Consider the following 23,867-nt stretch of genomic DNA (forward strand, 5'->3'; position numbering starts at 1 on the left):
GCTCCCTGAGTTTCGAGGGAAGGCGCATGATTCGAAGCAGGAGGCAAGGGCGCAAGCCACCGCGACGCCCCGCAGAACAATCTCCTACACATCGGCGCTTTTCCGAAAACAATATTCCCCAAAACGGGCCGATCCTCTAGGCGTCGTTCTCCGCTCTTCCGGAGGCCGCCTCACGATGTCATGGACCGCGCTGACCGGCTTCCTGCTGCTGACGGGCGTCGCGGCCTATGCCCAGACGCTGACGGGCTTCGCCTTCGGGCTCATCACCATGGGCGGGGTCGGCCTGACGGGCCTGCTGTCCCTGCCCGATGCGGCCATGCTCGTCAGCGTGCTGACCCTGGTCAACGCCTGCCAGATGCTGCTGAAAGGCTGGCGTGACGTCGCCTGGCGGACATTCGGGCTGGTCACGGTCGCGAGCCTGCCCTGCCTCGTCCTCGGCTATGCGCTGCTGATCTGGCTGGCGGATAGCCGCGCCGATGTCCTGCGGGTGGCGCTGGGCCTCACCATCATCGTCTCGAGCCTCCAGCTCGCACGCAAGCCTCAGCCGCTCCAGCGCGAATCGGGCCGTTTCGGCTTTCTGTTCTTCGGCGGCGTCGCCGGGTTGATGGGCGGCATGTTCTCGACCTCGGGGCCGCCCCTGGTCTACCACCTCTACAGGCAGCCGCTGGCGCTCGCGACGATCCGGGAAACCCTCGTCACCATCTTCGCGCTCAATGCCACGGTCCGCACCGGAATGGTCGCCGCCTCGGGCCAGGTTCCGTCAGCCTCGACGCTCACCGGCCTGATCGCCGTCCCCGTCGTGATGATGGCCACGCATCTGGCACGGCGCTACCCGCCGCCGCTGTCGCAGCGCGCCATGAGGCAGATCGTCTTCGCGCTGCTGTTTCTCTCGGGCGTCGCGCTGGGCGCCCCGGCGCTGATCCACCTGACGGCTCAGTTCGGCCGCTAGAAACTGTTATGGACCTTCGACAGGCATCGAGCGCAGGCGAAGAACGAAGGGAAAGGCGGCGCATCATGAGCAAGGCCGATACCGGTGCATCCCCATCCGAGCTGATCGACGCACGGATCGCGGAGCTGGACGATTGGCGCGGCCGGACGCTGGCCCGCATCCGCAAGCTCATCAAGGAGGCGGTTCCGGATGTCGCCGAGGAGTGGAAATGGCGTGGCGTCCCGGTCTGGTCCCGGGACGGAATCCTCTGCACCGGCGAGACCTACAAGACCGTCGTGAAGCTCACCTTCGCGAAAGGCGCTTCGCTCGACGATCCCGCCGGCCTGTTCAACTCCAGCCTCGACGGCAATGTCAGGCGCGCGATCGATATCCACGAAAGCGAGACGCTCGACGAAGGCGCCTTCAAGACGCTCATCGGCGCGGCCGCGGCCCTGAACGGCGCCACCCGAAAACGATAGGCCGGAACCGGCCGCCGGAGCGCTTCAGAACTCCGGCATCTCGGGCTGCTGCTGCGTGGCCAGCACCTGCTGGAAGACCTGCGCCCAGACATCCGGGGGCTGCGCGCCGGAGACGGCGAGCTTGCCGTCGACGATGAAGAACGGCACGCCGGTGACGCCGACCTCGCGGGCGTGGTTCTCAAGCCCGATCACGGTCTCGCGCAATTCGTCATTGGCGAGTTCGTCGCGCGCGGCCTGCTCGTCGAAGCCCTGCTCGACGGCGATCTGGACCAGCGTCTCGAGATCGCCGATGTCGCGCCCCTCCTGCCAATAGGCCTTGAACAAGGCCGCCGTCATGTCGCCGCCGCGCTGGACGGTGGAGGCGGCCGCCACCAGCATATGGGCCATGCGCGTGTTGACGCTCTTCGTCACCTTCGCCCAGTTGAAGGTGACGCCGCTCTCCAGCGCCGCCTCCGACAGCCGAAGCTCGATCTCCCGGCGCTTGCCGGGACCGAACTTGGTGTCGAGATACTGCGTGCGGTCCATGCCCGCCTCTGGCATCTCCGGGTTGAGCTCGTAGGGTAGCCAGGTGATGGTGAAGCGCTCGTTCAGGCCGAACTGGGCGAGCGCCGTTTCCAGCCGCGTCTTGCCGATGAAGCACCAGGGGCAGGCGATGTCGGAGACGATCGCGAGCGGCAGCTTGTCCTGCATGTCGATATCCTTCGTGTCAGACGGGCGGATAGAGATGCCGCCCACCCTGTCGGTCTTCGGCGATGGCCTCCACACCGGGCGTCTCGCAGCCGGAAAGGAAGGCGGGACCGACCGGAATCTTGCCGGCGCCGCCGGGAATGTCGAGGATATAGGTCGGCTGGCACAGCCCCGAAAGATGGCCGCGCAGGCTTTTGACCAGGGCCTGTCCCTCCTCCAGCGTCAGGCGGAAATGCGAGGTGCCGGGCGCGAGGTCCGGATGGTGCAGGTAATAGGGCTTGATCCGGTTCTCGACGAAGGCGCGCATCAGGGCACCCAGCGTCTCGACATCGGCATTGACGCCCTTGAGCAGCACGGACTGGCTGAGCAGCACATGGCCGGCATCGGCCAGCGTCGCGATGGCCGCGCGGGCGTCGTCCGTGAACTCGCGCGGATGGTTGGCGTGAACAGCGATGTAGCTCGCCTTGCCGGGGATGCGCAGCGCCCTCGCATAGTCCGGCGTGATCCGGGCGGGATCGACCACCGGCACGCGGGTGTGCCAGCGCGCGACCTTGATATGCGGGATCGCGGCGAGGCGTTTCGCGACCTCGCGGATGCGGCGGGCAGACAGGATGAAGGGATCGCCGCCGGTCATGATCACCTCCCAGATCTCGGAATGGGAGGCGAGATAGGCGAGCGCAGCGTCAAGCTTGGCACCCGTCAGCGCATCGCTGCCGGGGCCGACCATCTCGCGCCGGAAGCAGAAGCGGCAATAGACCGGACAGGCATGGACGAGCTTGAGCAAGGCGCGGTCGGGATAGCGATGCACAACGCCCTCGACCGGCGAGTGGGCGTCGTCACCGATCGGGTCGGCCAGTTCCTGCGGCAGCGTCGTGAGTTCGGCGGCATCGGGAATGAACTGGCGCGCAATCGGATCGGCCGGATCAGTGGGATCGATCAGCCCGGCGACGGCTGATGTCACCGAGACGGCATAGCGCTCCGCCACCTTCTGCAGGGCTTCACGGCGCGCGGGCGCGGCAAGCCCGGCCTCGACGAGCGCGTCGATGCTGCGCAGCGGCTGGCCGCCAGGGGGCTGATGAAGGGTCATGCGCTTCCCCTGCCCGGTTCCGCGACCGGCGTCCAGAGCACGTCCTCGATCCGGCGTGCGCCGACGCAAAGCATGACGAGCCGGTCGAAGCCGAGCGCGATGCCGGATGCGGCCGGCATCAGCGAAAGCGCCTCCAGGAAATCGTTGTCGACAGGATAGCGCTCGCCATAGATGCGCTCCTTCTCGTCCATGTCGGCCTCGAAACGGCGGCGCTGCTCTTCCGGGTCGGTGAGCTCGCCGAAGGCATTGGCGAGCTCGACGCCGCAGGCATAGAGCTCGAAACGCTCGGCCACGCGCGGATCGCCGGGCTTCGGCCGGGCCAGTGCCGCCTCGCTGATCGGATATTCGCAGAGGATCGTGGCGCGGCCGCGACCGAGATGCGGTTCGATACGCTCGGAGAGGATGCGGCTGAAGATGTCGGACCAGCTATCGTCATCGGCCAGACGGATGCCGGCCGCGACGGCCTGCGCGGCAAGCGCGGCGCGGTCGGTCACGCCAGCGGGCGAAACGGTCGCGAGCAGGTCGATGCCGGCATGGCGTGCGAAGGCGTCGTGCAGCGTCAATCGCTCGGGCTCGGCGAAGGGGTCGGCCTCCGCATCGCGCCAGCGGAGGGTCGTGGTGCCTGCGGCGCGAACGGCTTCCGCCATCAGCGCCGCGCAGTCGCGCATCAGGACGTCGTAATCCTCGCCGGCGCGATACCATTCCAGCATGGTGAATTCGGGATGGTGCAGCGCCGTGCGCTCGCGGTTGCGAAAGACGCGGGCGAAATCGAAGATGCGCGCCTCGCCAGCCGCGAGCAGCTTCTTGGCCGCGAATTCCGGCGAGGTGTGCAGGTAATAGGGATGCGGCTCAGCGGCGTTATCGATCAGCGTCGTACCGAAGCCGTGGAGATGCGTCTCGTTGCCGGGCGAAAGCTGCAGGATCGCCGCCTCGACCTCGACGAAATCATCAGCCTCGAACCAGCGCCGCAGCGCCGTCTTGATCCGCCCGCGCGCCAGAAGCGCCGGCCGGCGGTCGGCATGGATGTCGGGCCGCCAGAATGGCGTGGGGGACGAACTCATCGAATCTCGCGTCGGAACCGTCGGAAAGCTTTCGTTTCGCGCGCGAATGCGGTAGTTGCGCGGCAATTGAATTCGCATAGAGCATTGCGCGAAAAAGTGGGAACCGGTTTTTCGCAAGCGCAAGGCTCTGAACTTTAGGATTCGCGCGGGCGCGCCGCGCACCAGAAGGACATTCACGTGGTCAAGGTCATCGCCTCTTCCGTCCGCAAGGGCAACGTCCTCGAGCTCGACGGGCATCTCTGCACCGTCATCTCGGCCGAGAGCTTCTTCCCCGGCAAGGGCACCCCGACGACGCAGATCGACATGCGCCGCATCGCCGACGGCGTGAAGATGACGCAGCGCTACAAGACGACCGAGCAGGTCGAGCGCGCCTATGTCGAGGACCGCGACTTCACCTATCTCTACCAGGATGGCGAGCAGTACGTCTTCATGAACCCGGAGACCTACGACCAGATCCATGTCGACAAGGACGTGGTCGGCGATGCCGCTCCCTATCTCCAGGAGAACATGAAGGTCTCGCTCTCGGTGTTCGAGGACAAGGCGGTGGCGATCGAACTGCCGCAGCGCGTCACGCTCGAAGTCGTCGAGACCGAGCCGGTGACCAAGGGCCAGACGGCCTCCTCCTCCTACAAGCCGGCGATCCTCTCCAACGGCGTGCGCAGCGCCGTGCCGCCGCATGTCGGCGTCGGCACCCGCGTCGTCGTGATGACGGCCGACGGCTCCTATGTCGAGCGCGCGAAGGATTGACCTGCTGGCGCAGAGCGCCGGGGAAAATTCTGCTCTATAGCTTTACGCAGCGGGCCCTTTCCGGGCCCGTTGTCGTTTCCCGAGGATATCCATGCCGCTCACAGTCCAGGCCGCCGCCCTTTCCGGCTTCGTGCAGACGCTCAAGGCGCTCGACGCCATTCTCGACAAGGCCGTGGAACAGGCCGAGAGCCGCAAGATCCAGCCGGAGGTGCTGCTGAGCGCCCGGCTCGCGCCGGACATGCTGGCCTTCACCCGCCAGATCCAGCTCTGCTGCGATTTCGCCAAGAACGCCGTCGCGCGCCTTTCGGGCGGCGAAAACCCGCGCTTCCCCGATGAGGAAAAGAGCTTCCCGGAGCTGAAGGAGCGCATCGCCAAGACGCTGGCCTTCATCAATGCGGCCGACGGCGCGGCGCTCGATGCAGGCCTCACCCGCGAAGTCACCTTCCCGCGCGGCCCCTCCGCGACGGCGACGATGACCGGCGTGGCCTATCTCTCCTGCTTCGCCATCCCGAATTTCTATTTCCACGCCACGACCGCCTACGACATCCTGCGGCAGAACGGCTTCCAGATCGGCAAGCAGGACTTCCTGAAGGGTGTATTCGAGGCCTGATCGCATCTTTTGCGAGTGGCCTTGAAATAGCCTTGTTAGCCTCCCATATAGGGATCACGACGGTGTTGAAGGCGGCTCTGCTGCTTTCCATTGTCGGTGAAGACGGCCATGGGCCGAACGTTTGACGCCGGATGTACGCGCACCCGTTCAGGACATGGCCGTTGGTTCATTCCGAGGCCCGTAGCGGATATCCGCTGCGGGTCTTTTCGTTTCCAGGGTCCGGTTTCCTTCGGGAAATGCTCCGTCATGGTCTGGCTTGTGCCGACCAGCCACGTCTTCCTTCGTCAAAGGCCATGTCCAGGACGTCGACGCTTGCCACAAGGGCGAGCATCCACGTCGCGGTCTTTCACCCCTGCAAGAACGGATTGTTCCGGCGCTCCTCGCCCAGCGTGCTGGCCGGGCCGTGGCCGGGCAGGAACTGCACGTCGTCACCGAGCGGCAGGAGCTTCGTCTTGATGCCGGCAATCAGCGCCGTGTGATCGCCATAAGGGAAATCGGTGCGGCCAACCGAGCCGGCAAAGACCGTGTCGCCCGCCAGCAGGAAGCGCAGGTCTTTCTGGAAGAAGGTGACATGGCCGGGCGAATGGCCCGGCACATGCGCGACCTCGAAGGTCAGATCGCCCAGCGAAACCGTGTCGCCATCCTTCAGCCAGCGCGTCGGCACGACCGCCTTCATGTCCAGAATGTCGAAGCGCAGCCCCTGCTCGGGCAAGCCGTCGAGCAGGAACTTGTCACCCTCATGCGGACCGACGATCGGGACCGACAACGCCTCGGCCAGCTCCGTCGCGCCGCCGGCATGGTCGAGATGGCCATGGGTGAGCCAGATCGCGACCGGCGTCACGCCGAGCTCCTTCACCGCCTCCTTGAGACGCGGCACGTCGCCGCCCGGATCGACGATGGCGGCCTGCTTCGTCTTCGTGTCCCAGACGATCGAGCAATTCTGCTGGAACGGCGTCACTTGCAGGACGGCGATCTGGAGCGGCGGCTGGTCGGTCATGGGAAGCCTTTCGATCATTCGGGAAGGTTCCTACCACGTCATGACGTCATTGCGAGCGCAGCGAAGCAATCCAGGAAGACTGGGTTGAACTTCCCAGTTCCCCTGGATTGCTTCGTCGCTGCGCTTCTCGCAATGACGCGCAGGCCTCACCGCCCGCCGCAGCGATTGGCGATGAGGGCGCGGTAGTTGACCAGCTCGGAATCCATCTCCGCGATATTGCGCTCGCGCTCGGCGCCACCCTGGCAGGTGGCGAAGATGGCCCGCGACTTCTGCAGATAGACGACATGCTCGCGATAGGCCCGGCACTGGGTCGCCGGGTCCGCACTGGCCACGGCGGCGAGCCGGGTCTGCTGCTGACGGAAGCCGGCCTCGTTCTGGAACAGGTCGCGCGAGCAGGTCGCGGGGCGCGGCTGCTGGGCCAAGGCGGGACCGGCCAGCAGCAACGCCAAGGCGAGCGAAAGCGAAAGCCTCATCCGAGGTTCAGCTCCTTGAAGAAGTCGTTGCCCTTGTCGTCGATGACGATGAAGGCCGGGAAATCCTCGACCTTGATCCGCCAGACGGCTTCCATGCCGAGCTCGGGATATTCGAGCACCTCGACCTTGCGGATGCAGTCCTGCGCGAGACGCGCGGCCGGGCCGCCGATCGAGCCGAGATAGAAGCCGCCATGGGCCTTGCAGGCCTCGCGCACCGCCGCCGAGCGGTTGCCCTTGGCGAGCATCACCATCGAACCGCCGAAGGACTGGAACTGGTCGACGAAGGAATCCATGCGGCCGGCCGTGGTCGGGCCGAAGGAGCCGGAGGCGAAGCCTTCGGGCGTCTTGGCCGGGCCGGCGTAATAGACCGGGTGGTTCTTGAAATAGTCGGGCATGCCCTCGCCGCGCTCCAGCCGCTCGCGGATCTTGGCATGGGCGAGGTCGCGGGCGACGACGATGGTGCCGGTCAGCGACAGGCGCGTCTTGACCGGGTGCTTCGACAGCGTGGCGAGGATCTCGCTCATCGGCTGGTTGAGATCGATCCTGACGACATCGCCGCCGAGCGCGGCTTCGTCGATATCCGGCAGGTATTTCGAGGGATCGGTCTCCAGAGCTTCCAGGAAGATGCCGTCCTTGGTGATCTTGCCCTTGGCCTGGCGGTCGGCCGAGCAGGAGACGCCGAGCCCGATCGGCAGCGAGGCACCGTGGCGCGGCAGGCGGATGACGCGGACGTCATGGCAGAAATACTTGCCGCCGAACTGTGCGCCGACGCCGAGCGCCTGCGTCATCTTATGGACCTCTTCCTCCATCTCGAGGTCGCGGAAGGCATGGCCCGAGGGCGAACCCTTGGTCGGCAGCGCGTCGAGATATTTGGTCGAGGCGAGCTTCACCGTCTTGAGGTTCTGCTCGGCCGAGGTGCCGCCGATGACGATGGCGAGATGATAGGGCGGGCAGGCCGCGGTGCCGAGCGTCAGGATCTTCTCCTTCAGGAACGCCATCATGCGGTCCTTGGTCAGGAGCGAAGGCGTCGCCTGGTAGAGGAAGGTCTTGTTGGCCGAGCCGCCGCCCTTGCAGACGAAGAGGAATTTGTAGGCATCCTCGCCCTCGGCGTAGATGTCGATCTGCGCCGGCAGGTTGGTCGCAGTGTTCTTCTCCTCGAACATCGAGAGCGGCGCGAGCTGCGAATAGCGCAGGTTGCGCTTGAAATAGGCGTCCGCGACGCCCTCGCCCAGCGCGGCCTCGTCGTCGCCATCGGTCCAGACCTTGCGGCCCTTCTTGCCCATGATGATGGCCGTGCCGGTGTCCTGGCACATCGGCAGCACGCCGCCGGCGGCGATATTGGCGTTCTTCAGAAGGTCATAGGCGACGAACTTGTCGTTCGAGGTCGCCTCGGGGTCGTCGAGGATCTTGCCGAGCTGGGCGAGATGGCCGGGGCGCAGCAGATGGTTGATGTCGATGAAGGCCTGCTCGGAGAGCTGGCGGATCGCCTCGCGCGAGACGCTGAGCACCTCACGGTCACCGATCTTCTCGACACTGACGCCCTCGCTGCCGAGCTTGCGGTAAGGCGTCTCGTCTTCGCCGAGCGGAAAGAGATCGACATGCGTATAGGCCATGGCCAGCGGCTCCGAAGCAGGATGCGCCGCGCGCGTGACTCAGGGCTGGCGCGACGCCGGTCTGGCCGGCGTCATAGCGGCTCGGGCGTTCGCGTCCAAGCAGTCTTTAGCAACTCTAGACTGGGCGCGCTGTTCAAGCCGCCTGAGCGGCCGACTCGGCCAGCACGGCGTAGATCGCCGCGGGATCGCGGATCTTGCGGACCTGCTCCAGAACCGACTGGTTGCGCAGCACGCGGGCAACGCGCGCCAGCGCCTTGAGATGGTCGGCGCCGGCCCCTTCGGGCGCGATCAGGACGAAGATGATGTCGACCGGCTGACCGTCGAGGGCCTCGAAGTCGATCGGCTTGTCCGCTCGCGCGAACAGGCCGACCAGGCGGTCGATTCCCGCCATGCGACCATGGGGAATCGCGATGCCGTCACCGATGCCGGTGGAGCCGAGGCGCTCGCGTTGGAGCAGGGCCTCGAAGAGTTCCCGCTCGGGCAGGCCGGTCAGCGTCGCGGCGTGCTGGGCAAGCTCCTGCAGCGCCTGCTTCTTGCCGTTGGCCCGCAGCGGCGAAATCACCGCGGCGGGGCTCAGGAGATCGGTCAGCGTCATTCGCCCGTCCATGCATGTCCCGTGCCGCTCTTGAACGCGTCGGCCTGGGTCGGGGTTCGACGACCGGTGCGATTATTCCGCCGGCCTCAGGACAACGATGCCGGCGGGTCGATCCAGCCGATGTTACCGTCGCGGCGGCGATATACGATGTTCATGCGACCATTGCCAGCATGGCGGAAGACGATGACCGGCGCGCCGGTGAGGTCGAGCTCCGCCACCGCATCGCCCACGGTCAGGCTGAGCAGGGATTTGGTCGATTCCGCAACGATAACCGGGTTGTCGGCACCCGCATCGCCGCTGATCTCCTCGACATCGTCGTCCGGCGCCGCGATCACATAGCTGGGGATTTCGATCCCGGCATCGCGGCCATTGGCGGCGGTACGGTCCTTCAGCCGGCGCTTGTAGCGTCGCAGCCGCTTCTCGATGCGCTCGGCCATCTTGTCGAGGCTGGCATAGGCATCATGGGCGGTGGCGGAGGCTTCCAGCGTGATCCCGGAGGAGAGGTGAATGACCGTGTCGGTGCGAAAGGCCGTACCGTCCTTGTCGACGGTGACATGCCCTTGATAGCCGCCCTCGTAATATTTGCTGACGGCCGCAGCGACCCGCACCTCGGCCTGGCCGCGCAGGGCCTCGCCGACATCGAGATTCTTGCCGGAGATTCGCAGGCTCATGGAGTGCTTCCCCTTGTTAGCCATGGCCAGTGTTCGACCATCCAGAGGAGCTAAGGACTGCGAGTCCGGGATGTCAATGAGCGAAGCCCCGCATGGCGCACATGCCGCAAGGCTTTGGAACAAAATCGCTCAACGGCCTCCCAGCGCCATCGCGACCTTTTCCCGGCGGCGCTCCATCGAGGAAGGGATTCTGAGCGATTCGCGGTATTTCGCGACGGTGCGCCGGGCGATGTCGATGCCGCCGTCCTTGAGCCTGGCGACGATGGCGTCGTCCGAGAGCACCGCGGAGGGGCTTTCCTCGTCGATCATCTGCTTGATGCGGAAGCGGACCGCCTCGGCCGAATGCGCCTCGCCATAGCCCGTCGCGGCGATCGCGGCGGAGAAGAAATACTTCATCTCGAAGACGCCGCGCGAGCAGGTCAGGTACTTGTTCGAGGTGACGCGCGAGACAGTCGATTCGTGCATGCCGATGGCGTCCGCGACCGTCTTGAGGTTGAGCGGGCGCAGATGCTCGACGCCATGGGCGAAGAAGCCATCCTGCTGGCGGACGATCTCGCTGGCGACCTTCAGGATCGTGCGGGCCCGCTGCTCGAGCGAGCGGGTCAGCCAATTGGCGGTCTGCAGGCATTCCGCGATGAAGGCGCGATCCTGGTCGCTGCGCGCCGACTTCGAGACGCGCGCGTGATAGGTCTGGTTGACCAGCAGGCGCGGCAGGGTCTCCGGGTTGAGATCGACGAGCCAGGAGCCGTCCGGCGCGGCGCGGATGAAGACATCCGGCACGACCGTCTCCGCCGCCGAGCCGCCGAAGCCGCGGCCGGGCTTGGGATCGAGCCTCCGGATCTCCGCGACCATGTCGGCGACATCCTCATCATCGACGCCGCAGATCCGCTTCAGCGCCGCGAAATCGCGCTTGGCCACGAGGTGGAGATTGGCGACCAGCATCTGCATGGCGGGGTCGAAGCGGTCGCGGTCGCGTAGCTGGATCGCCAGGCACTCCGCGACGTCGCGCGCCGCCACGCCGGACGGGTCGAAGCTCTGGACGATGCGCAGCACGGCTTCCACCCGCTCGACGCCAACCCCGAGGCGTTCCGCGATCTCCGCGACCGGCTCGGTCAGATAGCCGCTATCGTCGACCGCATCGATGAGATGGCGGCCGATGATCCGCTCGGCCGGAGCATCGACGGCGAGGTCGAGCTGGGCGCTCAGATGGTCGTGCAGGGACAATTCGGCCGTCAGGCTGCTTTCGAAGCCGTCGGGACCATCCTCGAAGGAACCACCGGAGGAGCCGTAGCTGCCGCCGACGATCGGCAGGCTGTCGGCGCCGCTGGCTTCGCTGCGCGCCAGGCTCGGCTGCTCGCCCTGGAAGACGTTGTCGAGACTGGTGCCGAGCCGCCCTTCCATGCCCTCCAGCGTGTTCAGGCTCTCCGCCCGCGCGAAGCTCTCGGCATCCGCAGCGAGCGCCCCCTCGGCGCCATTCGCCTCCGCCGGCACATCCGCCCCGTCGTCGCGTTCCAGCAGCGGATTGCGCTCCAGCTCGCCCTCGACGAAATTCTGGAGTTCGAGATGCGAAAGCTGGAGAAGCTTGATCGCCTGCAGAAGCTGCGGCGTCATCACCAGGGATTGTCCCTGGCGCAATTCCATGCGCGGCATCATCGCCATGCGCGAAAGGCCCTTCTGCGACGGCGCGCCAGCGGCACGCTTCTTGCTTTCGAGAAAGACCCTAGCGCCCGATCACGCCGACGTCAAAGGCCTTGCCGACGAAACGGGCAAGCCGGTTAATGCGGCGCAGCATTATTCCGCAATCGCGAACAAGACGGCACCGCTCAGAGGCGGAAATCCTCGCCGAGATAGACACGGCGGACATCGGGATTGGCAATGATCTCAGCCGGCGAGCCTTCGGTGAGCACGCGGCCGGTGTGGATGATATAGGCGCGGTCGACCAGCCCGAGCGTCTCGCGGACATTGTGATCGGTGATCAGCACGCCGATGCCGCGATCGGTCAATTGCCGCACCAGCGCCTGGATGTCGCCGACCGCGATCGGGTCGATACCCGCGAAGGGCTCGTCGAGCAGGATGAAGGAGGGCTTGCCGGCCAGCGCGCGGGCGATCTCGCAGCGGCGACGCTCGCCGCCCGAAAGCGCGATCGAGGGCGCCTTGCGCAGGCGCGCGATGCTGAACTCGTCGAGGAGCTGGTCGAGCTGGCGCTCACGCGCCTTGCGGTCGGGCTCGACCACCTCCAGCACCGCCCGGATGTTGTTCTCCACGGAGAGCCCCCGGAAGATCGAGGCTTCCTGCGGCAGGTAGCCGATGCCGAGACGGGCGCGCTGATACATCGGCAGGGCAGTGATGTCGTTGCCTTCGAGCGAGATGACGCCGAGATCGGCCCCGACCAGCCCGGTGATCATGTAGAAGATCGTGGTCTTGCCGGCGCCGTTGGGGCCGAGCAGGCCGACCGCCTCGCCCTGGCGCAGATAGAGGCTGGCATCGCTGACGACGGTGCGCCCGCCATAGGTCTTGCGCAGGCCGCTGACGGCGAGGATGCCCGGGCCGCCGATCGCGGCCGCGATCAGGCCGGGACGGTCCTGCCGCTCCTGCGAACGGCCGCCGAACAGGCCGCGCAGCCGCGCCATCGCGCCACCGCTGCGCGGACGGGTGGATTTACGCGCCGGAGCGGCGGCGGGACGGGCGTCGGAAACGGTCACGAGGCAGCCGGATCAGTTGGTGGGAGGCTTGGCGGCCGCACCGGCGGCGGGCTTGGCGCCCGGCTTGGCCGCGTCGGTCTTGTTGGCGTCGGCCGAGTTCGGCACGAAGAAGCCCTGCACGCGCCCACCCTTGTTGGTCTCGACATTGGCGACGCCAGTGACGGTATTGTAGGTCAGCTTCTCGCCGCGGGTGATGTTCGGCCCGTCGTTCAGCGCGACATTGCCGGTCATGATCACCAGATTGTTGGCGCGGTCGAATTCGGCATTGTCGGAGGTGGCGGCCTGCGTCTTCGAGACAACGGTGACCGGCCCTTTGCAGAGGATGCGCTTGATCGAGCTGTCATTGGCCGGATCCTTGCCGCCGGCCGCGGCCGGCGTCTGTGCCGGCGCCGGGGTGGCCCCCTTGGCGGCAGCAGCGCCCTGCCCGCCGCGCCCTTCATAGAGCACGGTCATCACGGTGCAGCGCACGGTGGTCTCGCCCTGCACGGCAACGACATTGCCGGTGAAGACCGCCTTGTTCTCCTTGTCGAGCACATCAAGCTTGTCGGCGTCGATCTTGATCGGCTCCTTGCTGTCGCCGCCGAGGCCGCCGAGCGGGGACGAGGCATTGCCTCCCCTCTGCTTGGGCTGGGCCTGGGCAAAGCCATCCTGCTGGGTCGCCAGAAGCGCGAGGCCGGTCACCGCCAGCAGCGTGGCGACCCGGCCGGCACGCATGAAACGGAACGTCTGCGCCGGCGCTCTCATATCACTGCCTCTTTTCGTTGCCTTACGGAGCCGCAGAGTCTGCGGGAGCCGTCCGATTCGCCTTCAACAATTCCGGCATCGGCGTGCTGCCCGCGCGCTCCGGTCCGGCGATCGTCCCGGCGGGAGCATTCTTGATCAGCACGCGGACCCGTCCTTCGAAGGCGATCAGCTCTCCGTTGTTCTTCACGTCGAGCGTGTTCGCGTCAACCGTCGTCTGATCCATATGGACGGTCACCGGCTCTCTCGAGGCGACCGTTCCGGCCTTGAAGTCGACATCGGCGGTTCTCATGCTCATGTCATGGCCGCTTTCGGTGCGGATCTTGACGTCGTCGATGAGCTTGAGCTTCTCCTTCTGCGTGTCGAACAGCCCGGTCTTCGCATTCACCGTGACCCAGCCCTCGCGCTCCATCTGGATGCGAGCGATAACCGCCTGCAGCTCGACCTGCGTCGGATTCTTGATCTCCTGGAAGGCGTTTTCCGCGGTGACCTGATAAGGCCGGTTGTCCTTGCGATAGCCGGAGAGCTTCGGCGTCTCCATCCGGACCTTGCCGCCGGTGATGCCAACCGCGCCGATCGAGACATTCGCGAGCTTGCCCCCCAGCGGGTTGAGGAAGGGGACGATCACCAGCCCGAGCACGGAGACGACAGCCACGACCGGGATGGCGCGGCGCAGCAGGCGGACGAGGCGGGTGTGCCGCTGCGCGGCGCTGAAGGCCCGCTGCCGGCGCAGCATATGTGCCGACAGCCCGCCCGTCGGGTTATTGAAGGTCATTGCCACAGTCATGCCCCGCGCAATGGCAGTCGCTCACGGCTTTTTCGTGTCGCCGGACGAACTGCATCGCGCCCCCGCGCTGCCCGCCCTGTCGGAAGGAGCGGGACAAGACCCCCGCTCGCGCGCAGACTGACGCAGAAAGCCTTAGAAATTGTCAAGTGTGAGCGAAGATGTCCGTCTCCGCCCAGCCGGCGAGATCAAGCTCGGCACGGTAGGGCAGGAAGTCGAAACACGCTTTCGCGAGGTCAGCGCGCCCTTCCCGCGCCAGCATCGTGTCGAGCTTCTGATGCAGCGCGTGGAGATGCAGCACATCGGAGGCCGCGTAAGCGAGCTGGGCTTCGCTCAACGTATCCGCCCCCCAGTCGGAGGATTGCTGCTGCTTCGACAATTCGACCCCGAGCAACTCGCGCACGAGATCCTTCAGCCCGTGACGGTCGGTATAGGTGCGGGTCAGCTTCGAGGCGATCTTGGTGCAGTAGACCGGGGTGGTGACCACGCCGAAGGCGTGACGCAGCACGGCAACGTCGAAACGGGCGAAGTGGAAGAGCTTCAGCACCGCCGGATCCTCCAGCAGGCGGACCAGATTCTTCGGCCGCCCCGGATTCTTCGGGATCTGCACGACATCGGCGGTGCCGTCGCCACGCGAAAGCTGCACGACGCAGAGCCGGTCGCGATGCGGGTTGAGGCCGAGCGTCTCGGTGTCGATCGCGATGCTCGCACCGGCGTCGTAGCCGTCCGGCAGGTCGCCGCGATGGAAACGGATGGTCATGCTCGCAACCTCACTCGTCCGGCAGCGGCGGCCGGCACGTCAACGCACGCTCGATTCGGCAGGACGGCCTGGGAACGACGCTCCCGGATCCTGCGCGATATCTTTCCGCAGCTAGCCGCCCGCCCCGCCCCGTTCAAGCCTTTTCTGAGGCCGAACAAGGATTTGGGCCGGTGTTAACCTTTTATTCACCATAAGCTTCATTCCGCGGCGCAAGCATGCGACAAGAGGGCAACGGAGCCCGACACATGCCCCTGATCCGCCTCTTCACCGATCTCGACGGCCGCATCGGCCTGCGGGCCTTCTGGTTCGGCACCGCGGCGGTGGCGCTCTCGCTGTTCGTGATCCAGCGGCTCGCGCCGCAACTGGCCGCTCCCGCCACGGCGGCGGCCATCATCGCCTTCGCCAAGTCCTTCGCCCTGTTTCCCTGGTGTGCGCTGGCCGCCAAGCGCGCCAAGGATCGCGGCGGCTCTTCCCTGTTCGGCATCCTGCTGATCTGCGCGATCGTCATACCGGAGCTTATGCTTCCTCATGTTCCGTTCGGCTGGCGGCCATCGCTGGAAGCGATCGGCACCATCGCCTGGGTCGTCGCCTTCATCGATCTCGGCCTGATGCCTTCCGCGCATCAGGACGAAACCGGGCTTGCGACTGTCGTGCTGGGTGCTAAAGCGGCGGAATGACCGCCGACTCCACAGCCGCCCTTCCCTCGCTCGATTTCGATCCGACCGATCCGGTCGCGCTGACGCAGGCGCTGGTGCGCTGCCCCTCCGTGACGCCAGCCGAAGGCGGCGCGCTCTCGCTGCTCGCCGCGGTCCTGTCGGCGGAAGGCTATGGCGTGCATCGCCCGGTCTTCAGCGAGCCGGGCATGCCGGATATCGAGAATTTCTACGCGCGGATCGGCAGCGAGACCCCGGTCTTCGTCATCGCCGGGCATACCGATGTCGTGCCGGTCGGCGACGAGGCCGCCTGGAGCCGCGCGCCCTTCGGAGCGGAGATCCAGGACGGCGTCCTCTACGGGCGCGGCGCCTGCGATATGAAGGGCGGGCTCGCCGCCATGGTCGCGGCCGCGATCCGCTATCGGCGCGAGAATCCGGACGCGCCGGGCTCGATCGCCTTCCTCGTCACCGGCGACGAGGAGGGACCGGCGGTCAACGGCACGGTCAAGCTGCTCGAATGGGCGCATGGACGCGGCGAGCGCTTCGACCATTGCCTCCTCGGCGAGCCGACCAATCCGGCCACGATGAGCGACATGATCAAGATCGGCCGGCGCGGCTCGCTGACCGGCGAGCTGACGGTGAGCGGCATCCAGGGCCATGTCGGCTATCCGCATCTCGCCGATAATCCGATCCGCGGCATGGTCCGCCTGCTGGCGGCGCTCGATGCGACGCCGCTCGACCAGGGCACCCAGCATTTCGACCCGAGCAATCTCGAGGTGACGACGCTCGATGTCGGCAATCCCGCGACGAACATCATCCCGGCACAGGCGAAGGCCGTCTTCAACATCCGCTTCAACGATACCTGGACGCCGGAGACGCTCGCCAACGAGATCGAGCACCGTTTGCGCGAGGCGGCCGGCAATACGGTGCGCTTCGCGGTGACCTTCCGGCCGACGAACTCGGTCGCCTTCCTGACCGAGCCCGGCCCCTTCGTCGCGATGGTCGCGGATGCGGTCGAGGCCGAGACCGGCAAGCGCCCGGCGCTCTCGACGACCGGCGGCACTTCGGACGCCCGTTTCATCAAGAGCTATTGCCCGGTGGTCGAGTATGGCGTCGTCGGCAAGACGATGCACCAGATCGACGAATGCGCCGCCGTTTCGGACCTGGTCGCTCTCGAGCGGATCACGCATCGGCTGCTCGCCACTTATTTTGCAACGCAACATAAGGCTTGACCTGCCGGCAAAGCGCCTCATTATTGGCTTAGACGAAAGTCTAAGACCACATGATGAGGTTCGCGATGAGGCTCGATGCCGATGACGTCGCGCGTTCGCTGCGCGGCTCCTGGCGCCTGATGACGAAGGGCGCGGATGCGCTCCCCGAACTCGATCTCAGCCGTGACGGCTTCTGGCGCTCCTTCCTCGCCTTCGCGCTGATGCTGCCCGCGACGGTGGCGATGCTCGCGGCCATGCGGCTGGCGGCCGGGCTCAGCAATGCCGGCGGCCTGTTCGGCGCGCCCGGACTCGCACTTGCCGTCGTCGGGGCGCTGTCGCTGGCCATCCTGGTCGTGCCGGCCTTCCTGATCCTGATCCGGCCGGAGCTGGCGCAGGCACCGCGCTTTACCAGCTTCGTGATCGCCTGGAACTGGGCCGGCATCGTCTCCGCCAGCCTGATGGCCGTGCCGGCCGCGGTCTATGCTGTCGGCTGGGCGCCCGCCACGCTCGCGCTGGTGCAATCGGCCTTCTTCGCCGCGATCGTGCTCAGGCTGCGCTATTGCGTGGCGCGCGCCGCCTTCGGCGCCGGCAACGGCATCGCGCTGCCGCTGGTCATCGCCAGCGTGGTGCTGGACTACGGGGTGGTCCGGGCCTTCGGCCTGGTCTAAGGCCGCGACGTGGTTCTCGGGCCCGACCCGAGAGCCTCATGCCGCGTGAGCGATCCGAGCCTCGACGTCACGAGATGTGCGGGTCAAGCCGGAGCCTGACGGCCGCGCTGCCGGCGAAGACCTCAGTAGTCCACCCCGGCCAGATAGAGCCCGCTGGACGGCGCCAGCGCCGCACATTGCGAACGATCGCGCGCCGCCAACACCGCACCCATCTTCCCCTCCGGCCAGCGCCCGGCCCCGACCATCTTCAGGCTGCCGACGATGGAACGGATCTGATGATGCAGGAAGGAGCGCGCATGGGCGTAGACCACGATCTCGCTGCCCTCGCGCCGGACGTCGAGCCGGTCCAGCGTCCGGATCGGGCTGTTGGCCTGGCATTCGGCGGCGCGGAAGGTGGTGAAGTCGTGCTTGCCGAGCAGGGCCTTGGCGGCACGGTCCATCGCCTCGTGGTCGAGCTTCACCGGGACGTGCCAGACCCGGCCACGGTCGAGCGCCGGCGGCGCCCGCCGATCGAGGATGCGATAGATGTAGTAGCGGCGCTTCGCCGAGATGCGGGCATCGAAATCATCCGGCACGATCTCGGCGCTCAGCACGCTGACCGGCACCCGCGCCTTCAGCCGGGCGTTGGTGGCGTCGCGCACGACATCGGTGCGCCAGTCCTTGTCGAGGTCGACATGGGCGACCTGATGGGTGGCGTGGACGCCGGCATCGGTGCGCCCGGCGCAATGCAGGCGCACGGCATGGCCGCAAAAGGCCTCCACCGCCTCCTCGACGCTCTGCTGCACGGACGGGTCGCTCGCCTGGCGCTGCCAGCCCGAGAACGGCGTGCCGTCATATTCGATGACGAGCTTGTAGCGCGGCATCAGAGCCGGTTACCCAACCGGAGGTCCGCGTCAGCGAACAGTGCGAAGCGGTTTTCGGACAATGGCCTGCTCATTTAAAGCTTGTCGCCGGCCCCGAGCCGGGCGCCGCGCAGGAATTCCGCCCCGCTCATCGGCGCCTTGCCGGCGCGCTGGACCTGGAGGAGCTTCACCGCCCCTTCCGCGCAGGCGACCGTGCCCTCGTCGTCGAGCAGCGTGCCGGGCTCGGCCGCGCCGCCGGCGAGCGCCGAACGGAGCACCTTGAGACGCTCCGGCCCCTTGCCGAGATCGATCTCGGCAAAGGCGCCCGGAAAGGGCGACAGGCCGCGCACGAGGTCGTGCACCTGCCGGGCCGGCCGGCTCCAGCTCAGCCTCGCCTCGGCATTGGCGATCTTGGCGGCGTAAGTCACGCCCTCCTCCGGCTGCGGCGTGAACTGCAGCCCGCCGCGCCCGAGCGCCGCGAGCGCCCGCACCATCAGGTCGGCGCCGAGGCGGCTGAGCCCATCGTGCAATTCGCCGGCCGTCATGTCGGGGCCGATGGCGAGCGTCTCGACCATGCCGACCGGGCCTGTGTCGAGCCCGGCCTCCATCTTCATCACGCAGACGCCGCTCTCGGCGTCGCCGGCCATGATAGCGCGCTGGATCGGCGCGGCGCCGCGCCAGCGCGGCAGCAGCGAGGCATGCAGGTTGAGGCAACCCAGTTCCGGCAGATCGAGGATCGCCTGGGGCAGGATCATGCCATAGGCGACGACGACCGCGACATCGGCTTCATGCGAGGCGATCAGCTCGGCCTGCTCGGCCGTTTTCAGGGTCGCGGGCGTGAAGACCGGAATGCCGAAGCGCTCGGCCGCCCTGTGCACCGGCGAGGGCCGCAGCTCCAGCCCACGACCGGCCTGGGCCGGAGCGCGGGTGTAGCAAGAGACGACCTCATGCCCCTGCCCGACGATCTCGGTCAGGACCGGCACGGCGAAATCGGGCGTGCCCATGAAGATGACGCGCAAGCTCATACGCTCGACCTTACCTTAAAATCTTCCCCGTCATTCCGGGCATAGCCCCCGGGTCCGATCTTCGATCGGCCCAAGGATAAACTCCGCGGAGAGCCGGAAGCCATGCCGGCACGCCGGAGCCCTTCGATGGATTCCGGATCGGCGCCGCTTCGCGGCTCGTCCGGAATGACGCAGCAGTGATTATGCCGCTGAGCGCTTGGCGGCCTTGGCGAATTTCTTGGTCACACGCTCGCGCTTCAGCCGCGAGAGATGATCGATGAAGAGCACACCGTTGAGATGATCGATCTCGTGCTGCAGGCAGGTGGCGAGAAGGCCATCCGCCGCGATCTCGTGAGTCTTGCCGTCGAGATCCATGTAGCGAACCTTGACCTCGGCCGGGCGCTCGACCTCCTCGTAATATTCGGGGATCGAAAGGCAGCCCTCTTCATACACATTGGTCTCTTCCGAGAACCAGGTGACCTCCGGGTTGATGAAGACCTGCGGCTTCCTCGGTTCCGGCTCCTCGCCCTCCTTCGCCTCCGGCTTCGACAGATCCATCGTCACGACGCGCAGCGGCACGCCGATCTGGATCGCGGCGAGACCGATGCCCGGCGCGTCGTACATGGTCTCGAACATGTCCGCGACCAGCGCCTTGATTTCCGGCGTGACGGCCTCGACCGGCTTCGAGGCAAGGCGAAGCTGGGCGTCGGGCAGGATGACGAGCGGACGAATGGGCATGTGGTTCCGAGAGAAAAGGGCTGTTGAGCCCGGGACATAAGCATTTGTGGGCGGGCGGTCAAACCGTTCCGCTTTCGTTCGCCATCCCGAGCCGAATCGGCTAGGCTTCGCGCATGAACGCGATTGCCTTCACCTTGCTGGAACGCCCCGTGACCTGGGCGGAGGCCGCACTCGGCTTCGGCGGGTTGAGTCTCGCATTGCTGCTGATGACGGCTTTGGCGGCCTGGCGCGGCGGCAGAAGCCGCGCGATCGAGGCTGCGATGGCCGCCGAACGCGCCCGCGAGATGGACGACAAGGTCGCGGAGATGAACCGGCAGCAGGCCGAGCTCGCCGGCCGGATGCAGTCGATGGCCGAGATCCTCTCGACCCGGCAGGGCGACCTCGCAAGGTTGATGGCCGAGCGGATGGACGGCCTCGGCCAAAAGGTCGGCCAGGGGCTCGAGCAGAGCGTCCGCCAGACCACCGAAAGCCTCGGCAAGCTGCAGGAGCGGCTGGCGGTGATCGACAGCGCGCAGAAGAACCTGACCGACCTCACCTCGGAAGTGGTGACGCTGAAGGACGTGCTCTCCAACAAGCAGGCGCGCGGCGCCTATGGCCAGGGCCGGATGGAAGCGATCATCCGCGACGGTCTGCCCGCCGCCTTCTTCGCCTTCCAGCCGCAGCTCTCGAACGGACGCCGGCCCGACTGCCTCGTCACGCTGCCGGGCGACGGGCGCGGCCTCGTGATCGATGCCAAGTTCCCGCTGGAGAGCTTCACGATGCTGCGCGAGGCGCGCGGCGAGGAGGCGAAGAAGATCGCGGGCCAGCGCGTCCGCAGCGATGTCGGCGTGCATGTGAAGGACATCGCCGAGCGCTATTTCCTGCCCGGCGAGACGCAGGATATCGCGCTGCTCTTCGTGCCGTCGGAATCGATCTATGCCGATCTGCACGAATATTTCGACGATGTCGTGCAGCGGGCGCACCGGGCCCGCGTGATGATCGTCTCGCCCTCGCTGCTGGCGCTGGCGATCCAGCTCATGCAGTCGCTGGTGCGCGATGCGCGGATGCGCGAGGAGGCGCAGGTCATCCAGACCGAGGTCGGCAAGCTGCTCGACGATGTCAGGCGCCTTGGCGAGCGCGTCGACAAGCTCGACACGCATTTCCGGCAGGCGCAGGAGGATGTCGGCCAGATCAAGACCTCTGCCGGCAAGGTCACCAGCCGCGCCGAGAGGATCGGCGCGCTCGATTTCGACGACGAGAAGAGCGAGCCGAAGCTGCCCTTCGCCAAGGGGCTCGAACTGAAGCGGGCCGCGGAGTAGCGCGCTCCCTGCCAGGCAGGGCGGATCCGGCCGACGACGCTAAAGGACCCCAAAGTCAACGCGCCGCCTGCCCCGGATGTCGGCGAGGGCGAGCCAGGGGGACCGCCCACACAACCTGAACGCTCATCCCCAACGTGAATACGCGTATTTGCAAGTAAACGTCGTCACTTTTCCGAAGGGGACATTAGAACAGCCTTAAACTTTATCTGAAAGATCTGGGGCACCGAGAACTCTCAATACAGTCGAGCGCCATGACGCGACCGGGGTATCGCCGATCCATGCCTGGACCATAGGCATCTTTGCGGACCTTCCATCATCGGCACTCCATTGAATGAGCGACGTCTTCCCAGAAGGTCCGTCATGACAATGAGCATCAAGACAAAGCTGGCGGCCGCGCTGGTCGCCCTGGCCCTGTGCGTCCTCGCCATCGGCGCCTGCGGCTATCTGGCCTTGCGATCCGTGACGGAGCGTGTCGACAACGTCGTCCAGAACAATGTCATCCCGATGGAACAGTTGCGTTCCGTCAGCGACATGTATGCCGTCAACGTCGTCGACACGATCTGGAAGGCGCAGAGCAACCAGGTCACCTGGACCAATGCGCTCAAGAGCGTCCAGGACGCGGTCGGGACCATCGACAAGAGCTGGAAGGCCTATCTGCCCAGCATCACCGAGTCCGATGAGAGGCAGCTTGCGGATCAGGCAGCGGCGCTGATGAAGACCGGCGATGTCGCCATCGCCAAGGTCATCGCCATCCTGAAGGATCGTGACGACAGCGCTCTTCGCCTGTTCTCCTCGGACGAACTCTACAAGGCGATGGACCCGATCACGAAAAAGCTCGGCGAGTTGGCCGCGTTGCAGCTCAAGCAGGCGCGCGAGCAGGGAGCACAGGCCCAGTCGACGGCCCATGCCGCGGCCTATCTGCTGCTCGCCGTTGCCGGCGGCGCCCTGCTCCTGGGAGCATTTGCGCTCGCCTTCGTGATCAGCGGCGTCGTGCGGCCGCTCGGCGGCATGACCGCCGCGATGAAACGCCTGGCGGATGGCGAGCAGGACGTCACCGTGCCGAGCGTCGGCCGGCGCGACGAGATCGGCGAGATGGCCGGCGCCCTGCAGATCTTCCAGGAGAACGCGGCAAGGGTCCGTGCCCTGGAAGAGCAAGAGCGTGCTGCGGCGGCGGCGCGGCTGGCGCGGGCCCAGTCGATGGAGGCTGTGGTGTCGGATGTCGGCGAGGTGGTCGCGGCGGCGGCGGCCGGCGATTTCTCGGCCCGCCTCCAGATCGACGATGCCGACGAGCAGATGCAGCGGCTGGTCGCCGGCATCAACGAAATCAACAGCGTGGTCGACGGTGCGACGACGGAGTTCGCTGGGGTTCTGCAGGCGGTGGCGGGCGGCGACCTGACGCGGCAGGTCGAGGGCGGCTATCGCGGCCGCTTCGCCGATCTCCAGGGCGCGATCAACGAGACGGTCGAGCGCCTCTCGGCCACGGTCGCGACGATCCAGACGACCTCGGCCGATGTCGGGCTCGCCGCCCGCGAGATCAACATGGGCGCCGACGATCTCTCGAAGCGCACCGAGGAACAGGCCTCCTCGCTGGAGGAGACCGCCGCCACCACCGAGGAGCTCGCCGCGTCCGTCAAGGCCTCGGCCCAGGCCTCGAAGGATGCCGCCCGCATCGCCGACGAGGCGATGCAGGCGGCCCAGTCCGGCGGCGCCATCGCCGGCCAGGCGGTCGAGGCCATGGCCCGCATCGAGAGCGCCTCGCAGAAGATCTCCGACATCATCCGCGTCATCGACGACATCGCCTTCCAGACCAACCTGCTGGCGCTCAACGCCGCGGTCGAGGCGGCGCGTGCCGGCGAGGCCGGCAAGGGCTTTGCCGTCGTCGCCTCGGAAGTGCGCACCCTGGCGCAGCGCTCGGGCGAGGCGGCCAAGGACATCTCCGGGCTGATCTCCTCCTCCAATGACGAGGTCGGCGCCGGGGTGAAGCTGGTGCGCCAGGCCGGCGACCAGCTGGCGCGCATCCTCGAAGCCTCGCGCAAGGTCGCCGCCACCATCGCCGACATCTCGGCGGCGGCGGGCGAGCAGGCCAACGGCATCGACGAGATGAGCCAGGCGGTGGCGCATCTCGACGAGATGACGCAGGCGAATGCGGCGCTGGCCGAGCAGAGCGCGGCCTCGGCCGGCTCGCTGTCGGGCCGCATCGGCCAGCTCAACGACCTCGTCGCGACCTTCCGCACCGGCCGCGAGGCGGCTGGGCAGTCCGCCTATCCGCAAGCCCATGCGGCGGCTCCCGCCCGCCCGGCGAAGGCGGCCCCTGCCGTCCCGGCCCGGCCCACTCCGGCTGCCGCCACCACCGCGCCCGAGCCGGCGCGGCTGCGCCAGCTCGCCGAGGCCGCCTTCGTCCAGTCCCGGACCGCCCCAGCCCCCCGCAAGGTCGCCAATGGCCGCGCCATCGATACCGGATGGGAAGAGTTCTGAGGGAGCCCGGCCTTCAAGGCGCTCCGTCACAAACACAAACGGC

General features: G+C 66.8%; 25 protein-coding genes. 9 read left to right on the forward strand and 16 right to left on the reverse strand.

Annotated features, from left to right (window positions below):
* Positions 1-175 precede the first annotated feature (175 nt).
* On the forward strand, positions 176-949 hold the full coding sequence (locus AB6806_RS13385; RefSeq protein WP_370954744.1) for a TSUP family transporter: 774 nt from the start codon (positions 176-178) through the stop codon (positions 947-949).
* Between the two features lie 65 nt (positions 950-1,014).
* The gene (locus tag AB6806_RS13390) at positions 1,015-1,407 is read left to right on the forward strand and encodes a DUF1801 domain-containing protein (RefSeq protein ID WP_370954745.1); all 393 of its coding nucleotides are present in this window, start codon (positions 1,015-1,017) and stop codon (positions 1,405-1,407) included.
* Positions 1,408-1,431: 24 nt separating this feature from the next.
* Here AB6806_RS13390 and AB6806_RS13395 read toward each other — a convergent pair whose 3' ends face one another.
* Genes AB6806_RS13395 through epmA form a run of 3 tightly spaced genes read right to left on the reverse strand, consistent with a single transcriptional unit; the run spans position 1,432 to position 4,242 of the window.
* Entirely contained in the window at positions 1,432-2,097 is a 666-nt protein-coding gene (locus tag AB6806_RS13395; protein WP_370954746.1) for a DsbA family oxidoreductase, read from the reverse strand.
* A gap of 16 nt (positions 2,098-2,113) precedes the next feature.
* On the reverse strand, positions 2,114-3,181 hold the full coding sequence (locus tag AB6806_RS13400) for a lysine-2,3-aminomutase-like protein (protein ID WP_370954747.1): 1,068 nt from the start codon (positions 3,179-3,181) through the stop codon (positions 2,114-2,116).
* On the reverse strand, positions 3,178-4,242 hold the full coding sequence (gene epmA / locus AB6806_RS13405; protein WP_370954748.1) for an EF-P lysine aminoacylase EpmA: 1,065 nt from the start codon (positions 4,240-4,242) through the stop codon (positions 3,178-3,180). The genes AB6806_RS13400 and epmA overlap by 4 nt, the downstream gene beginning before the upstream one ends.
* A gap of 177 nt (positions 4,243-4,419) precedes the next feature.
* On the opposite strand from epmA, the gene efp reads away from it, so the two are divergent.
* A complete protein-coding gene (gene efp / locus AB6806_RS13410) occupies positions 4,420-4,989 on the forward strand; it encodes an elongation factor P (protein ID WP_038360488.1) in 570 nt (189 codons plus the stop codon).
* A gap of 91 nt (positions 4,990-5,080) precedes the next feature.
* Positions 5,081-5,599: a DUF1993 domain-containing protein gene (locus tag AB6806_RS13415; RefSeq protein ID WP_112763777.1), complete on the forward strand. Its 519-nt coding sequence runs from the start codon at positions 5,081-5,083 to the stop codon at positions 5,597-5,599.
* Positions 5,600-5,945: 346 nt separating this feature from the next.
* Here the strand turns inward: AB6806_RS13415 and AB6806_RS13420 are convergent, their stop codons facing one another.
* The 10 genes from AB6806_RS13420 to AB6806_RS13465 all read right to left on the reverse strand — a co-directional run bounded on the left by AB6806_RS13420 (position 5,946) and on the right by AB6806_RS13465 (position 14,935).
* Complete coding sequence (locus tag AB6806_RS13420) at positions 5,946-6,596, reverse strand: MBL fold metallo-hydrolase (protein WP_038362154.1); 651 nt, start codon at positions 6,594-6,596, stop codon at positions 5,946-5,948.
* A gap of 146 nt (positions 6,597-6,742) precedes the next feature.
* Positions 6,743-7,069: a hypothetical protein gene (locus AB6806_RS13425; RefSeq protein WP_142019872.1), complete on the reverse strand. Its 327-nt coding sequence runs from the start codon at positions 7,067-7,069 to the stop codon at positions 6,743-6,745.
* Positions 7,066-8,682, reverse strand: coding sequence for a fumarate hydratase (locus AB6806_RS13430; protein WP_142019870.1), 1,617 nt, complete (start codon positions 8,680-8,682; stop codon positions 7,066-7,068). Before AB6806_RS13430 ends, AB6806_RS13425 begins: the two co-directional genes overlap by 4 nt.
* Positions 8,683-8,815: 133 nt before the next feature.
* Positions 8,816-9,277 (reverse strand): PTS IIA-like nitrogen regulatory protein PtsN, encoded by a 462-nt coding sequence (gene ptsN, locus AB6806_RS13435; RefSeq protein ID WP_038360476.1) that lies wholly within the window; start codon positions 9,275-9,277, stop codon positions 8,816-8,818.
* An 86-nt stretch (positions 9,278-9,363) separates the two neighbouring features.
* Positions 9,364-9,948 (reverse strand): ribosome hibernation-promoting factor, HPF/YfiA family, encoded by a 585-nt coding sequence (hpf, locus tag AB6806_RS13440; protein ID WP_038360473.1) that lies wholly within the window; start codon positions 9,946-9,948, stop codon positions 9,364-9,366.
* 129 nt (positions 9,949-10,077) lie between these two features.
* Entirely contained in the window at positions 10,078-11,607 is a 1,530-nt protein-coding gene (rpoN, locus tag AB6806_RS13445) for an RNA polymerase factor sigma-54 (protein ID WP_113254246.1), read from the reverse strand.
* 164 nt (positions 11,608-11,771) lie between these two features.
* Positions 11,772-12,578: an LPS export ABC transporter ATP-binding protein gene (lptB, locus tag AB6806_RS13450; RefSeq protein ID WP_051987640.1), complete on the reverse strand. Its 807-nt coding sequence runs from the start codon at positions 12,576-12,578 to the stop codon at positions 11,772-11,774.
* Between the two features lie 84 nt (positions 12,579-12,662).
* Positions 12,663-13,394 carry an LptA/OstA family protein gene (locus AB6806_RS13455; RefSeq protein ID WP_051987639.1) on the reverse strand — a complete coding sequence of 244 codons (732 nt, stop codon included), beginning with the start codon at positions 13,392-13,394 and terminating at the stop codon, positions 12,663-12,665.
* Positions 13,395-13,416: 22 nt separating this feature from the next.
* On the reverse strand, positions 13,417-14,166 hold the full coding sequence (gene lptC / locus AB6806_RS13460) for an LPS export ABC transporter periplasmic protein LptC (protein WP_051987638.1): 750 nt from the start codon (positions 14,164-14,166) through the stop codon (positions 13,417-13,419).
* A 154-nt stretch (positions 14,167-14,320) separates the two neighbouring features.
* Positions 14,321-14,935 (reverse strand): ribonuclease D, encoded by a 615-nt coding sequence (locus AB6806_RS13465; RefSeq protein WP_370954749.1) that lies wholly within the window; start codon positions 14,933-14,935, stop codon positions 14,321-14,323.
* 245 nt (positions 14,936-15,180) lie between these two features.
* On the opposite strand from AB6806_RS13465, the gene AB6806_RS13470 reads away from it, so the two are divergent.
* From AB6806_RS13470 to AB6806_RS13480, 3 genes are all read left to right on the forward strand, one after another.
* Entirely contained in the window at positions 15,181-15,612 is a 432-nt protein-coding gene (locus tag AB6806_RS13470; RefSeq protein WP_370954750.1) for a DUF805 domain-containing protein, read from the forward strand.
* Positions 15,609-16,820 carry a succinyl-diaminopimelate desuccinylase gene (gene dapE / locus AB6806_RS13475; protein ID WP_370954751.1) on the forward strand — a complete coding sequence of 404 codons (1,212 nt, stop codon included), beginning with the start codon at positions 15,609-15,611 and terminating at the stop codon, positions 16,818-16,820. Before AB6806_RS13470 ends, dapE begins: the two co-directional genes overlap by 4 nt.
* A gap of 65 nt (positions 16,821-16,885) precedes the next feature.
* Positions 16,886-17,467 carry a hypothetical protein gene (locus AB6806_RS13480; RefSeq protein ID WP_133562549.1) on the forward strand — a complete coding sequence of 194 codons (582 nt, stop codon included), beginning with the start codon at positions 16,886-16,888 and terminating at the stop codon, positions 17,465-17,467.
* A 122-nt stretch (positions 17,468-17,589) separates the two neighbouring features.
* Here AB6806_RS13480 and truA read toward each other — a convergent pair whose 3' ends face one another.
* The 3 genes from truA to def form a co-directional block, all read right to left on the reverse strand.
* On the reverse strand, positions 17,590-18,330 hold the full coding sequence (gene truA / locus AB6806_RS13485) for a tRNA pseudouridine(38-40) synthase TruA (RefSeq protein ID WP_038360461.1): 741 nt from the start codon (positions 18,328-18,330) through the stop codon (positions 17,590-17,592).
* Between the two features lie 74 nt (positions 18,331-18,404).
* Positions 18,405-19,334 (reverse strand): methionyl-tRNA formyltransferase, encoded by a 930-nt coding sequence (gene fmt, locus AB6806_RS13490; RefSeq protein ID WP_038360458.1) that lies wholly within the window; start codon positions 19,332-19,334, stop codon positions 18,405-18,407.
* A gap of 180 nt (positions 19,335-19,514) precedes the next feature.
* Positions 19,515-20,051 carry a peptide deformylase gene (def, locus tag AB6806_RS13495; protein ID WP_133562553.1) on the reverse strand — a complete coding sequence of 179 codons (537 nt, stop codon included), beginning with the start codon at positions 20,049-20,051 and terminating at the stop codon, positions 19,515-19,517.
* 113 nt (positions 20,052-20,164) lie between these two features.
* On the opposite strand from def, the gene AB6806_RS13500 reads away from it, so the two are divergent.
* Together AB6806_RS13500 and AB6806_RS13505 are read left to right on the forward strand one after the other, a co-directional pair.
* Positions 20,165-21,349, forward strand: coding sequence for a DNA recombination protein RmuC (locus AB6806_RS13500; RefSeq protein ID WP_133562555.1), 1,185 nt, complete (start codon positions 20,165-20,167; stop codon positions 21,347-21,349).
* Between the two features lie 360 nt (positions 21,350-21,709).
* Positions 21,710-23,824 carry a HAMP domain-containing methyl-accepting chemotaxis protein gene (locus tag AB6806_RS13505; RefSeq protein ID WP_370954752.1) on the forward strand — a complete coding sequence of 705 codons (2,115 nt, stop codon included), beginning with the start codon at positions 21,710-21,712 and terminating at the stop codon, positions 23,822-23,824.
* The last annotated feature ends 43 nt before the right edge of the window (positions 23,825-23,867 follow it).

It is taken from the genome of Allobosea sp. RCC_152_1, assembly GCF_041360765.1.
In the GTDB taxonomy this organism is placed as follows: domain Bacteria; phylum Pseudomonadota; class Alphaproteobacteria; order Rhizobiales; family Beijerinckiaceae; genus Allobosea; species Allobosea spartocytisi.